Raw genomic sequence first — 13913 nt, forward strand, 5'->3', positions numbered from 1 at the left:
TACCGGTGACTCAAGCTGGGGCAGGAAATTGCCAGGGAACACTTTTCTTGATGCGTTTATCTGGTGTTGTCGAGCATGATCTTGACGATATTTCTCAAGCCCATTAAATCAGACCTTTTTAACCTGTCATTGACAGTCTGTGGCGGCAGGCTGTAATAAGCGGCGGCGGATCGGCATTTCTAAACGCTGATGACTCTACACGCTCAATTCGGGGCGTTGCCACTGTATGCAAATTGACTGGAAGATAATTGATGAGATCGTTCAAACCCGTCGAGGCTGTCTCGCGCGCCCTGAGGGTGCTGAGGGTCGTGAATGAAGAGCCGATGACTACGGTTGCATCCATTCATAGAGTCACGGGGCTTGATAAGGCGACTATCGTGCGCATGCTGGAAACCCTGGAGCATGAAGGGTACGTCGCACGCGACCCGGTGCGTAGAACTTACATTGTTACCGCACGGACTCTGTTGCTCAGCCAAGGATATGACAAGCCGCGCTGGATTGGCACCATTGCTGAACCGACACTTTCCAGATTTCGCAATGCAATTGGATGGCCGTCAGATATCGCACTGTTCGATCAGGACGCAATGGTGGTTATTCAGACATCTCGAGGGCAGGGGCCTCTTTCGTTCAATCGTCAGCCCGGGTTTCGTTCCCCGGTACTCGTGACATCCATCGGCCTTGCCTATATGGCGTTTTGTCCAGAAGAAGAGCGACAGCAGATTATTGCACGACTCGCGGGGATTCCCGATCCCTGGAACGATCTGGCTCGGGAACCGGCGAAGCTCCAATTGATCCTGGAGAAGGTTCGCGAGCAAGGATTTGCAACAATGAGTGAGGCTTATACCAACACGGTGTTCTCCGGTAATGTCTGGGCTATCGGTGTGCCTATCAGAAAGGATGACAAGTTGTTTGCGACCATGAACGTCATGATGCTGAAGAGCGCGGTGACTTTTGATGACGCTCGCAAAAATCTGGTGGCGCCTCTACAAGCGGCCGCCAATGAAATCGCAGATGGCCTTGCGCTTTCACCTAGCCCCGCTCCCTGACGGCTGATACCTCTCCCTCTTGGATGCGTCGCTCAAGCGACGCATTTTTTTTGCCTGTCATTCAGCGTTAATCGCCTGGATTTTCGTGGCCGCTCCGGCGTTCGAGAAAAACAGCTTGCAGTAAAATTCGCATGGTGAAATGATATTTCAAACAGTGAAATGATTTTCCTGAGGCATGAACAGCATGACTGCTCCAATAAATCCAAGAAAATTGCTGGCTTACGCTATTCCGATGGTGCGTCAAACCTTTACCCGCAAAGACAGCGCTTTGTATGCCCTGTCGATAGGTTTCGGTTGTGACCCTCTGGATGAGCAGCAGTTAAGGTTTGTCGATCCTTTACGTGACCAGGTGGCTGTCCCCTCGATGGCGCTGGTGTTGGGACACCCGGGTTTCTGGCTGGCTGACCCTGAATCGGGTGTCGATCCAACGCGCGTCGTACATGGTGAGCAGACAATCGAGTTATTGGGTCACCTGCCTGTCGAAGGTGACGTTGTTGGTGAGACAAGTATTGTCGAGGTGGTCGACAAAGGACCGGGTAAAGCTGCGCTATTGCGTACCCGGAAGAAATTGTTTGACGCCAAGTCGGGTGAATTGCTTGCGGTCACCTCCAGCACCACATTCATCCGAGAGGGGGGGGGCTTTGGCGGGGGAAATACAACGACTTTACCCCCTGTAGTTGTAGAGCCAACGTCGCTCTTGCCTCATCACTCGCTCCTGCTGGCGACCCGTCCGGAACAGGCTCTGTATTACCGTCTCAATGGTGATAACAACCCCCTGCATGCAGATCCTGCGGTAGCCCGACTCTCCGGATTTCCTGTTCCGATTCTTCATGGGCTTTGCACCTTTGGTATGGCGTGCCACGCGTTGGTCCGTGTATTGGGGCGCTACGACCCCTATTCGTTGCGCAACCTGACGGGGCGTTTTTCAGCGCCCGTATTTCCCGGAGAAACGTTGAGGTTTGATATTTGGAATAACGGGGCTTTCAACGTGCAGGTGGTGGAGCGCGATGTGGCCGCAATTACTAACGGTCACGCTTCGTTCGAGTGATCCCATTTCAGGCCCCATCCGGGGTTGGTCGAATGTTTGGAGGTAAGGATGAGTACATCTCAAGAGCGTCGGGAAAACATTAGGATGATTCGCGAGAGCGCGGCATCGTTTACGTCCCGCAATAAACTGGAGAGTGTCCGGCGTCTGCGTTATCAGCTGCCTGGCATTGATCGTACGGTATGGCGGGAAATTGCAGAAAACGGTTGGCTGGGTCTTACGCTGCCGGAGGAGCAAGGGGGCGTGGGCTTGGGGATGTTGGAATACGTCGCTCTGGCACATGAATTGGGTGGCAGCCTCTTACCCGAGCCTTTTTTTGCGGCTGTCATGTCTGCGCGCTTGGCGGATGATGAAACCCGTACGGCGATCCTGACGGGGGAGCGCATTATCCTTCCGGCCTGGCAGGATAGTCGTGCGACGCTGGATACCGTCGATTCTGCGATTCAGATCGACGCCAACAAGCTCACGGGTAAAAAAGTATGCGTATTCATGGGGGGGGCGGCCGATGCTTTTCTCGTGACCACGCGTCAAGGGATCGCCTTGGTCGAAGCCAATCAGCCGGGCATCCACATCGACACTGAGATGACGCAGGACGGCGGCCACTTCGCAACGTTGACGTTGATACGAGCCGAGGCTTCGATTGCGCCTGCATCGTCATCAGTTGTGGGTGACGCAGTGGACGAGTCCGTTCTTGCGATTGCCGCCTACTTGTCAGGTGTTGCGGATAGGGCTTTTGCTCTGACAATTGACTATCTCAATACTCGTAAACAGTTCGGCCAGTTGATAGGCAGTTTCCAGGCACTGCAGCACCGCGCCGTAGACCTGAAACTGCAATTGGAACTGCTGCGTGCCAGTGTCGAGAGCGCGGCATCCCTTTGGGACTCCAGTGGTTCCCGAGAGTTGCGACAGGCTGCGGTTTCTCGCGCCAAGGCCCGCGCTGCTGACGTTTCACTGCTGGTGACTCGCCAGGCGGTGCAGATGCACGGCGCTATTGGCTATACCGACGAATGCGATATCGGTCTGTTTCTGCGCAAGGCAATGACCCTGGCTAATAGTTATGGCTCAGCGGCTGTCCATCGCAAACGTTACGACAGCCTCTTATCTCAAACCGCATAAGCCACCGCAGACTGGAACGAGACGGATCATGAGCATTCGACACGACTGGAAACTACCTGATTTCAACGTACTTGAAGACGATGCCTTCCGGCAATTAGTGGGAGATTTTCTCGCTGGCAACTTCCCCGAAGCTTTACGCGACCTACCCAAGCGTCTGCACTGGGAGGAAGTAAAAACCTGGTACATGACGCTCTCCGAGCACGGCTGGCTAGCTCCCGGTTGGCCCACTGAATACGGTGGCATGGGACTTTCAGCAGCCAAGCAGCTGATCTACACCGAAGAGTTTGAAAAGTACGGCGTTGCACGTACTCCTGACCACGGCATCATGCTGCTGGGGCCGTTATTGATTCGCTACGGCTCTGAGGCGCAGAAGCAATTTTTCCTACCTCGAATTCTCGCTGGCAAAGACATCTGGTGTCAGGGCTACAGCGAGCCAAACTCCGGTTCTGACTTGGCGAGCCTGCGCACAGAAGCTGTACTCGATGGCGAGCAGTGGGTGGTCAATGGTCAAAAAACCTGGACCACGCTGGCCACGGATGCCGACTGGATATTCCTGTTGGTGCGCACCGATAAAACGGTCAAAAAACAGGCGGGTATCAGCTTCCTTCTGGTGCCCATGAATAGCCCGGGTGTGACCGTGCGCTCAATGCTCAATCTGGACCTGCACGATGAATTGTGTGAGGTGTTTTTTGACGACGTGCGCGTACCCAAGGAAAACCTGGTGGGCGAGATCAATGCTGGCTGGACCATGGCCAAAGCGCTGTTGGGGTTCGAGCGAATTTTCCTTGGCTCGCCGAAGCAATCCGAACACGCACTGATCCGTCTTCACCAGTTAGCCCAGCACATTGGTATTGAACACGATCCGGTTTATCGGGATCGATTCATCCGTCTGCGACTGGATCTGGATGATCACAAGGCCCTATTTGAGTCCTTTGCCGAACGACTGCGTCAAGGCGAAAACTTGGGTGCCGATGTCTCCTTGTTGAAAGTTCATCAGACCGAACTCTTCCAGCGCATCACTGAATTCATGCTCGAAATCGCTGGTGAAGACGCCGCATTGCTGGAGTCCATCGACGGCAACCGCAACCTCAACCCTGCCGCGCTGTTCTTGCAGGCGCGTCCCGCGACCATCTACGGCGGTAGTTCTGAAGTGCAACGAAACATTCTGGCTAAAGCATTGCTCGACCTTCCGGGTTGAGTGGGCGCACACACAGGAAGGTCAATGTATGAGCATGCAAGAGAAGGTAGTGATCGTCACAGGCGCCGGCGGCGGCATTGGTCGCGCCATAGCGCTTGAAATGGCGCAGGCCGGCGCTGCAGTGGTGATCAATGATGTAGGGGTATCACTGGCAGGAGACGGCGGTTCCGCCACGCCGGCACAGGAAACCCAAGCTCTCATCGAGGCGCTGGGCGGCAGGGCTGTGATCAACACTGACAGCGTCGCCGAATGGGAGGGGGCCAAGCGAATGGTGGCCTGTGCGTTGGATAACTTTGGGCGACTGGATGCAGTGGTCAACAACGCCGGTATTACCCGCGATGCGATCTTTCACAAGATGGCGATCGAAGATTGGCAGCAGGTCATCAACGTGCATCTCAACGGTACGTTCTATGTAAGCCGGGCAGCAGCTGAAGTGTTTCGTGAGCAAAAGAGCGGTGCCTTCGTTCACATGACCAGCACCTCGGGCCTCATCGGCAACGTCGGCCAGGCCAACTACTCGGCCGCCAAGCTGGGTGTGGTGGCATTGTCCAAGTCTATTGCCCTAGACATGCAACGTTTCAACGTGCGTTCCAATTGCATTGCTCCATTCGCCTGGAGCCGTATGACCAGCGCAATTCCTAACCAGACTGCTGAAGAGCAAGCGCGAGTAGAGCGCCTCAAGCAAATGACCCCGGAGAAGAATGCACCGTTGGCCGTGTACCTCGCCAGCGACGCGGCAGCCCATGTCAACGGACAGATTTTCGCGGTACGTCGCAACGAAATTTTCCTGATGGGACAGAGCCGTCCGGTGCGTTCAATCCACAGTTCTGAGGGTTGGACACCAGATGGCATTGCAGAACATGCCATGCCAGCGCTGTCGTCCTCGTTCTCGGATTTGGCGGTCAGCGGCACGGTTTTCGGCTGGGATCCTGTTTAACCACGATCTGTGTGTTATCGCGTGCGCGAACAGCCACGCTCTCGAACAAGAAGGTACAACAATGAACAATAATATTGCTGAAACCCATCAAGAAATCCGCGAACAGGTTCGGAAGTTGTGTAGCAAATTCCCCGGTGATTATTGGCGCGCACTGGACGAAGTTCGTGCCTACCCTACGGAGTTTGTTAAAGCGCTGACTGAGTCAGGTTTTCTTTCTGTACTTATTCCGGAGGAATATGGCGGTTCCGGCCTCGGTCTCTCGGCAGCAGCAGCAATTCTCGAAACCGTCCAGCAAAGTGGCTGCAACGGTGGTGCCTGCCATGCGCAGCTCTACACCATGGGCACAATCCTTCGTCACGGTTCCGAGGAACAAAAATCCAAGTACCTGCCAGGCATTGCCAGTGGGGAGCTGCGTTTGCAAGCTTTCGGTGTTACCGAACCGGGTAGCGGTACCGATACCTCTTCGTTACGCACTTTTGCGCGTCGCGAGGACGACCATTACGTGGTCAATGGCCAAAAGGTCTGGACAAGTCGTGCAGAGCATTCGGACCTGATGCTGCTTTTGGCTCGCACCACACCGAAAGACCAGGTCGCCAAAAAGACGGATGGTCTCTCGGCGTTTATCGTCGACATGCGTGAAGTGGTAGGCAATGGGCTGAGCATCCGGCCAATCCGCACGATGATGAACCATAACAGCTGCGAAGTGTTCTTCGACAACATGCGTGTGCCTGCCGAGAACCTGATCGGTGAAGAGGGTAAGGGCTTCCGCTACATCCTTTCGGGCATGAATGCGGAACGTATCCTGATCGCTGCCGAATGCGTGGGCGACGCAAAATGGTTCACCGAAAAATCCGTCGGCTATGCCAATGACCGTCAGGTGTTTGGCCGGCCAATCGGGCAGAACCAAGGCATTCAGTTTCCAATTGCGACAGCCTATGCGCACATGCGCGCCGCTGAGTTGATGGTCAAGGATGCTTTGCGCAAATACGAAGCCGGCGAGGACTGTGGCGCAGAGGCCAACATGGCCAAAATGCTTGCCGCCGATGCGTCATGGGAAGCAGCCAACGCCTCCATCCAGACCCATGGTGGTTTTGGTTTCGCGGAAGAGTATGACGTCGAACGAAAATTCCGCGAAACACGTCTTTACCAGGTTGCGCCTATCTCAACCAACTTGATTCTGAGTTATGTGGCGGAGCATGTACTCGGCTTGCCTCGGTCTTATTAAGTCTTGAGAGGAGCAACCCATGACTACAGTTGAAACCCAGGAACTGCGCACCTGGATCGGGCGTACGAAAGAAGACGCCGACATCATCACGCCTCGATTAGCGCAGTCTTATCGGGCGACGTTGGCGCCGCTTGTGAGCGAGTCGGAACTCTTAACGCCCGGTTTGCACTGGTGTCTATCTCCGCCGATTGAAGCGACTGGGGACCTGGGCGCTGATGGTCATCCACGTACCGGAGATTTCCTGCCGCCGGTGCCCTTGCCGCGACGCATGTGGGCAGGTGGTGAAATTGAACATCTACGGCCCTTGCAGGTTGGCTATCTCGTCAAGCGTGTTTCCAAAATCAGCGATGTTCAGTTGAAGGAAGGGCGTGCCGGATTGCTGTGTTTTGTGAGCGTGGAGCATACCTACAGCTGTGCGGGTGAGGTGGCGATTCGTGAGCGCCAGGACATCGTCTATCGTGGAGCACATCAACAAGCGCCGGCAACCGCTGCGGCCCCATTGGCTGGGGCGAGGCCTAAACATGACGTCAGTGTCAGCATCGACACCCCTTCGGCATTGCTATTTCGATACAGCGCGTTGACCTTCAACGCGCATCGAATTCACTACGACTTACCCTACGCAACAGAAGTGGAAGGCTATACGGGTTTAGTGGTGCAGGGCCCACTTCAAGCCAGCTTGCTGTTGAATTTGGCTACGCGTTTTAAGGGGCGCATTCCCCGGCTGTTCAGCTACCGCGGGCAGGCTCCGCTGGTGGCTGGGAGCGCGTTCAATGTGGCTGGAAAAGAAGCAGCCGATGGCGGGTTCGATTGCTGGACCCAGGGTGCTGACAACCAACTGAACATGGTGGCGAGGGCGACATGGTAAATCATGTTATCCGGGCGCCTGTCGCGCCATTGTTCGTGCCGGGGGATCGGCCCGAGCGGTTTCATAAAGCCGCAACCAGTGGTGCGGATGCGGTGATCCTCGACCTCGAAGATGCCGTAACTGCAGATCGCAGGGTCGATGCGCGACTCGCAGTTGCAGCGCACACCATCACTGAAGTGCCAGTGATTGTACGAATCAATGCCAGTTTTACCGAAGACTTTGTCGCGGACCTCAATGCATTGCGTCATACGAAGTTCGATGCCTTGTTGTTGGCCAAGGCCGAGCGAGCAGAGGACGTGCTTGCGGTGCATGCTCAATTTGGCCGTCAGGTATCCGTTATTGTGTTGGTTGAGACCGCTCAAGGCTTCGCTGATCTGCGGGCGCTGTTGGCGGCTCCGGGGGTCGTTCTGGCTGTATTTGGTTCTTTGGATTTAGCGCTCGACTTGGGGTGCGTTGCGAATTGGGAGGCCTTGGCCTACATGCGTTCGCAACTGGTTTTGGCTAGCCGTATTCAGGGGTTAAGCGCGCCGTTAGATGGAGTGTGCACGGACCTGAATGACGTCGCTTTGATCGGCGACGAGGCTCGTCACGCTTCTGATCTGGGGTTCGGAGGGAAGCTGGCCATTCATCCTCGCCAAGTATCGGCTATCCAGGCCGCATTCCAGCCTGACGAGAAAAGCCTGGCGTGGGCGCGAGCGGTGGTTGCTGCTTCGCAGCAAGGTGCCGCCATTCAGGTTGACGGGAACATGGTTGATCGTCCGCTTATTGAGCGGGCGAGACGCATTTTAGCCCGCAAACAATAACAACAATTTGGACAGGAAAACTTCAATGAAAGTTCTCGTCGCAGTGAAACGCGTTGTGGATTACAACGTCAAGGTTCGCGTCAAGGCGGACAATTCCGGTGTCGACCTCGCCAACGTCAAGATGTCGATGAACCCATTCTGCGAAATCGCAGTGGAAGAAGCCGTACGCCTGAAAGAGAAGGGCGTTGCGACTGAAATCGTCGTCGTCTCCGTGGGCCCGTCTACCGCTCAAGAGCAACTGCGCACCGCGCTGGCTCTGGGTGCCGACCGTGCCATCCTCGTCGAGTCCGCCGAAGATCTGACTTCCCTGGCCGTTGCCAAACTGTTGAAAGCGGTTGTCGACAAGGAGCAGCCTCAGCTGGTGATCCTTGGCAAACAAGCCATCGACAGCGACAACAACCAGTCTGGCCAGATGCTCGCCGCATTGAGCGGCTACGGTCAGGGCACCTTCGCCTCCAAAGTCGAAATCAGCGGCGATAGCGTTGCTGTCACCCGCGAAATCGACGGCGGCGCGCAGACCGTTTCCCTGAAGCTGCCGGCCATCGTCACCACCGACCTGCGTTTGAACGAGCCGCGCTACGCGTCCCTGCCAAACATCATGAAAGCCAAGAAGAAGCCTCTCGAAGTGCTGACTCCGGACGCTTTGGGCGTTTCCACCGCCTCCACCAACAAGACCGTGAAAGTCGAAGCGCCTGCTGCACGCAGCGCGGGTATCAAGGTCAAGTCGGTGGCTGAACTGGTCGAGAAACTGAAAAACGAAGCGAAGGTGATTTAATGACGATTTTGGTGATTGCTGAACACGACAACAAGGTGCTGGCCCCGGCCACGCTGAACACCGTGGCTGCCGCTGCCAAAATCGGCGGCGACATCCACGTGCTGGTTGCCGGCCAAGGTGTTGGCAACGTGGCTGAATCCGCGGCGAAAATCGCTGGCGTGGCGAAAGTGCTTGTGGCCGACAACACCGCCTTCGCCAATCAACTCCCGGAGAACGTTGCACCATTAGTGGCCAGCCTGGTAATTGAGCAGCACGCGATATACAACCATGTCCTAGCCTCTGCCACTTCCAACGGTAAAAACATCCTGCCGCGCGTAGCCGCTGCGCTGGACGTCGACCAGATCTCCGAGATCATCTCGGTAGAAAGCGCCGACACCTTCAAGCGTCCGATCTACGCCGGTAACGCCATCGCTACCGTGCAATCGAACGCAGCAGTGAAAGTGATCACCGTGCGTGCGACCGGTTTCGACCCGGTTGCTGCTGAAGGCGGTTCCGCTTCGGTTGAAACCGTTGCTGCGGCTCACGACGCTGGCACCTCCAGCTTCGTTGGCGAAGAGTTGGCCAAGTCCGATCGTCCGGAACTGACCGCTGCCAAGATCGTCGTTTCCGGCGGTCGCGGCATGCAGAACGGCGACAACTTCAAACACCTGTACGCCCTGGCTGACAAGCTGGGCGCTGCTGTCGGTGCTTCGCGCGCTGCGGTCGACGCAGGTTTCGTACCCAACGACATGCAGGTCGGTCAGACCGGCAAGATCGTTGCTCCTCAGCTGTACATCGCCGTCGGTATCTCCGGCGCGATCCAGCACCTGGCCGGCATGAAAGACTCCAAAGTGATCGTTGCGATCAACAAGGACGAAGAAGCGCCGATTTTCCAGGTGGCCGATTACGGCCTGGTGGCGGATCTGTTCGATGTGGTGCCTGAGCTCACTCAAGCGCTTTCCTGAATTGATTGTGGAGTTTGAACCATGAGAAGAGCAGCAATAGTAGCGCCCATGCGGACCCCGGTCGGGGCCTTTGGCGGCAGTTTGAGCAGCGTCCCGGTGGAGAAGCTCGGCGCCGCTGTGGTCAGGGCCATTCTTGATAAAACGGGCCTCGTCCCAGAGAGGATCGATGACGTCGTCTTTGCTCAATCCTATGCGAACTCTGAGACTCCTTGCGTTGGCCGTTGGATTGCCCTAGAGGCTGGATTGCCGGTTTCGGTACCGGGCATGCAGTTGGATCGACGTTGCGGCGGTGGCCTGCAGGCTTTGATCAACGCAGCCATGATGATCCAGACCGGTGCTGCTGACGTAGTGTTGGCAGGTGGAGTGGAGAGTATGAGCCAGATCGAGTACTACAGTACCGATATGCGCTGGGGTAAGCGTTCCGGTTCGGCACAACTACATGACCGCTTGGATCGGGGGCGGGAACGCTCCCAGCCGGAATGGCGCTTCGGTCGCATCTCGGGAATGATCGAAACTGCGGAGAACCTGGCAACGACTTACGGTATCAGCCGTGAATCGGCGGATGAATACGCGCTACGAAGCCACCAACGAGCTGCTCAAGCATGGGCCAGTGGTCGGTTTGCGCAGGAGGTGGTACCCATCAGCGTGCCGCAGCGTAAAGGTGATCCGAAGATCGTCAGTCAGGACGAGGGTTTTCGCGCCGACTCCAACGCCGATTCTTTGGCGAAGTTGCGAGTGCTGATACAGGGCGGCACCGTTACCGCCGGCAACGCTGCGCAACAGAATGATGCTGCGGCTGCCTGCCTGGTAGTCGCTGAGGACAAACTTGAAGAGTTAGGTCTTCAGCCTCTTGCTTACCTCAATGGTTGGGCCGCGGCGGGGTGCGAACCCTCCGTAATGGGCATTGGACCGGTTTCTGCGGTGCAGAAATTACTTGGCAAGACCGGACTGACTATTGATCAGATGGACCTGGTGGAAATTAACGAAGCGTTTGCCTGCCAAGTGCTCGCCGTGCTGAAGGGGCTTGGTTGGAATGACCCGGACAAACTGAACGTCAACGGATCGGGAATTTCCCTCGGGCACCCTGTTGGCGCTACGGGCATGCGAATTTTGACGACACTGTTGCATGAGCTGGAGCGTCGGCAAGGCCGTTACGGCCTGGAAACGATGTGCATTGGCGGCGGCCAAGGACTGGCAGCGATTTTCGAACGCGCCAGGTGAGGAGAGCAGCCATGCAGCTAGTCTCATTAGAAGAATTGGACTTGGTAGGGCTGGTCCGTCCAGGTGCCTTGATTGTCTGGGGGCAGGGCGCGGCGGAACCGCTTGCCCTCACTGAGCGACTGATGGAACATCGTCATGCCATTGGTGATATGAAGGTGTTCATCGGTGCCAGTCTGACTGACACGGTCAATCCTGCGCATGCCGACGCCGTCCATTTCATGTCGTATTGTGCGATGGGCAAGAATCGTGAGCTTGCGAAGGCGAACGGTTTGAATATTTTGCCCAGCCACTATTCCGGACTATCCGAGCAACTTGCCGATCTGGATGTCCTGATGCTTCAGGTCGCGGAAGGCCCGGTTCCTGACACATTCAGCTTTTCGGTTGCCCATGAATACCTTGTTCCCTTGCTCAAGTCTGCGAAACTGGTCATTGCACAGATCAACGATCAAGCGCCGTGGACCTATGGCGAGCAACTGATCACAAGAGATGAAATTGACTACGCCGTTCGGGTATCGCGTCCCTTGCCTGAATTATTGAGTACCCGCGCCAGCGAGGTAGAGCAGGCGATTGCCAAGAATGTCTGTGCGCTTATCGAGGACCGATCGACCCTGCAATTGGGGATCGGCGCTTTGCCTGCAGCGATCCTTGGTGGCCTGAGAAGTCACCGTCATCTGGGTATACATTCAGGCACCATTGGTGACGAGGTGGCCGAGCTGACCGAGCGCGGAGTGATCACCAATGCCTGCAAACGCATCGATACCAATGTGACGATTGCGGGTGTGATGTTGGGGGGGCGACGAATCCATGAGTTTGCCGACCGTAATCCACGAGTGCAGTTTCGTTCTACGGCTTACACCCACAACCTGGCGGTCATCGGTCAATTAGAGCGATTTGTCGCGCTGAATTCGGCGATTGAGGTGGACTTGTCCGGCCAGATCAATTCCGAAGTGGCGGGTGGGCGTTACGTCGGTGCGGTCGGAGGTGCGATGGATTTTATCCGCGGCGCTCACTTATCGCATGGTGGCTTGCCAATCATTGCTTTGCCATCTACGGCCATGGGAGGTGCAGTCAGCCGAATTGTCGAATGCCTGAGTGGCCCAGTATCCACTCCACGGGCAGATGCCGGCATCATCGTGACGGAACACGGCGTCGCCGACTTGCGCGGGCGCACGCTCAAGCAGCGTAGAGAGCTGATGCTATCCATTGCTCATCCGGCGTTTCGTAACGAACTGGACGACCGGACGCCGGTGACCTAAGCCCGGTTATTGATATTTGGCCCCGCCATTGGTCTCAGTGCCGGGGAGTGTTGCGCATGTTCCGTACAATGGAAGTCGCTTAATACTTCAAGTTATTAGGAGGTATCTCTATAGGCTCGGCTCCACGGTCGCGCCAGCGCTTTGTAAATTCAGACGCTAAAAATTTCATTGTACGGAACAGTTGGTCTCGTTTGATTGACGCTCTCGCGGGCTGAGATTTAAATGATTAAAAGACAAAAATAATGAGGTAACAGTGATGACGTTAAAAATAAAAACTATCACATCTATCGCCTGTTTGTTGATGGGCTCGGTGTTTGCTGTGCAAAGCCAGGCTAGCGCTCCCGAAATTATAAAGCTTGGCATGTCATTGCCCCTTTCTGGCGCGGGTGCCAACTGGGGTATCGGTGGATTTTGGCTATGCAAGCAAGCGGCAATCGAAATATCTGAAAAGGGTGGCGTTAAAGTCGGAGACAAAGTTTTTAACTTTGAATGCTTGGCTTATGACAATAAATACAATGCTGCGGACGGTGCTAAAGTTGCGCAAACCTTACTGAGCAAAGACAAAGTAAAATTTGTTGCGGGTAGTCTTGGAACAGCACCAGTGCGCGCTTTGCAATCATTATCCGAGCGCCAGGGTGTGCTTATTTTCACAACTGCCTGGGGCGCCAGTATCAAGGGCCCAAAATACCCGCTTACATTCACTCAGATGAGCACGCCGAATGAGATCGCCTATCCGTTGGTTAAGTACGTCAAAAGCGTAAACGAAGGAGTTAAGTCGGTCATCCTGTTGAATCCCAACGATGCCACCGGCCAGGAAACTGAACAAGTGGCACGCAAGGCCTGGGAAGCGGTCGGTGTGAAAGTGTTGTCCAGTGACTGGTACGAGCGCGGTACCGCGGAATTCCAACCGATTGCCGCCAAGATGGCCGCCATGCAGCCAGACGTCATTGACCTGTGCTCCAGCCCGCCAGCTGACAGTGGCCGGGTCTTCAAGGAGCTCGATGGCATGGGCTGGAATGGGGTAAAGGTGATTGAGGTGGGAACCGGGTCCGACGGTTTGCTGGCCACGGGCAATGGTGCTGTCGAGAACACTTATATGGGCGCGGCCATAACTTTTGACCCGGCCAACTCCACCGAGCATCAGCGCAGTTTGAACGATGGAGCCAGGGCGTTGACGGGGGAGTCGCTGAATGCGGTGCAGATTGGTTTCTATGATTCGGTCAAGGCACTGGCGGCCGCTATTGAGAAATCTCAGAGCATTGATCCGCGGGAAGTCGCCAAAACCCTGCCAACCATTTCCTTCGACTCATTTTATGGTCCTTCGGCATTTGGCGGTCAGAGCATATATGGGACTCCCCAGCAGATACTCGTTCCGGTCATCGTCACGCAAATAAAGAATGGGCAGTTAGTGGAAGTGGAGAGGATTCAACCCGAGGAGTTGGTCGCCCGTAAACAATAATAATGATTCAACCTATGGGTAGT

At 55.6% G+C, this 13913-nt stretch carries 13 protein-coding genes; all 13 read left to right on the forward strand.

Features of this window, described 5'->3' with window-relative positions:
• The first annotated feature begins 251 nt into the window (after window positions 1–251).
• A complete protein-coding gene (locus WHX55_RS13010; protein WP_353742803.1) occupies window positions 252–1046 on the forward strand; it encodes a helix-turn-helix domain-containing protein in 795 nt (264 codons plus the stop codon).
• Window positions 1047–1221: 175 nt separating this feature from the next.
• The gene (locus tag WHX55_RS13015; RefSeq protein WP_353742804.1) at window positions 1222–2094 is read left to right on the forward strand and encodes a MaoC/PaaZ C-terminal domain-containing protein; all 873 of its coding nucleotides are present in this window, start codon (window positions 1222–1224) and stop codon (window positions 2092–2094) included.
• 48 nt (window positions 2095–2142) lie between these two features.
• Complete coding sequence (locus tag WHX55_RS13020) at window positions 2143–3207, forward strand: acyl-CoA dehydrogenase (protein ID WP_353742805.1); 1065 nt, start codon at window positions 2143–2145, stop codon at window positions 3205–3207.
• 28 nt (window positions 3208–3235) lie between these two features.
• Window positions 3236–4405 carry an acyl-CoA dehydrogenase family protein gene (locus tag WHX55_RS13025; RefSeq protein WP_353742806.1) on the forward strand — a complete coding sequence of 390 codons (1170 nt, stop codon included), beginning with the start codon at window positions 3236–3238 and terminating at the stop codon, window positions 4403–4405.
• Between the two features lie 28 nt (window positions 4406–4433).
• On the forward strand, window positions 4434–5342 hold the full coding sequence (locus WHX55_RS13030; protein ID WP_353742807.1) for an SDR family NAD(P)-dependent oxidoreductase: 909 nt from the start codon (window positions 4434–4436) through the stop codon (window positions 5340–5342).
• Between the two features lie 61 nt (window positions 5343–5403).
• The gene (locus WHX55_RS13035; protein ID WP_353742808.1) at window positions 5404–6567 is read left to right on the forward strand and encodes an acyl-CoA dehydrogenase family protein; all 1164 of its coding nucleotides are present in this window, start codon (window positions 5404–5406) and stop codon (window positions 6565–6567) included.
• Window positions 6568–6586: 19 nt separating this feature from the next.
• The gene (locus WHX55_RS13040; protein WP_353742809.1) at window positions 6587–7432 is read left to right on the forward strand and encodes a MaoC family dehydratase N-terminal domain-containing protein; all 846 of its coding nucleotides are present in this window, start codon (window positions 6587–6589) and stop codon (window positions 7430–7432) included.
• Entirely contained in the window at window positions 7426–8235 is an 810-nt protein-coding gene (locus tag WHX55_RS13045; protein WP_353742810.1) for a CoA ester lyase, read from the forward strand. Before WHX55_RS13040 ends, WHX55_RS13045 begins: the two co-directional genes overlap by 7 nt.
• Before the next feature lie 25 nt (window positions 8236–8260).
• A complete protein-coding gene (locus WHX55_RS13050) occupies window positions 8261–9010 on the forward strand; it encodes an electron transfer flavoprotein subunit beta/FixA family protein (protein ID WP_353742811.1) in 750 nt (249 codons plus the stop codon).
• A complete protein-coding gene (locus WHX55_RS13055) occupies window positions 9010–9954 on the forward strand; it encodes an FAD-binding protein (protein WP_353742812.1) in 945 nt (314 codons plus the stop codon). Before WHX55_RS13050 ends, WHX55_RS13055 begins: the two co-directional genes overlap by 1 nt.
• A 48-nt stretch (window positions 9955–10002) precedes the next feature.
• Entirely contained in the window at window positions 10003–11175 is a 1173-nt protein-coding gene (locus WHX55_RS13060) for an acetyl-CoA C-acetyltransferase (RefSeq protein WP_353742813.1), read from the forward strand.
• A gap of 11 nt (window positions 11176–11186) precedes the next feature.
• Complete coding sequence (locus tag WHX55_RS13065) at window positions 11187–12431, forward strand: acetyl-CoA hydrolase/transferase C-terminal domain-containing protein (protein ID WP_353742814.1); 1245 nt, start codon at window positions 11187–11189, stop codon at window positions 12429–12431.
• Window positions 12432–12687: 256 nt separating this feature from the next.
• Window positions 12688–13890 (forward strand): ABC transporter substrate-binding protein, encoded by a 1203-nt coding sequence (locus WHX55_RS13070; protein WP_353742815.1) that lies wholly within the window; start codon window positions 12688–12690, stop codon window positions 13888–13890.
• Window positions 13891–13913 lie beyond the last annotated feature (23 nt).

The sequence above is a fragment of the Pseudomonas fluorescens genome, from assembly GCF_040448305.1.
GTDB lineage: Bacteria > Pseudomonadota > Gammaproteobacteria > Pseudomonadales > Pseudomonadaceae > Aquipseudomonas > Aquipseudomonas fluorescens_BH.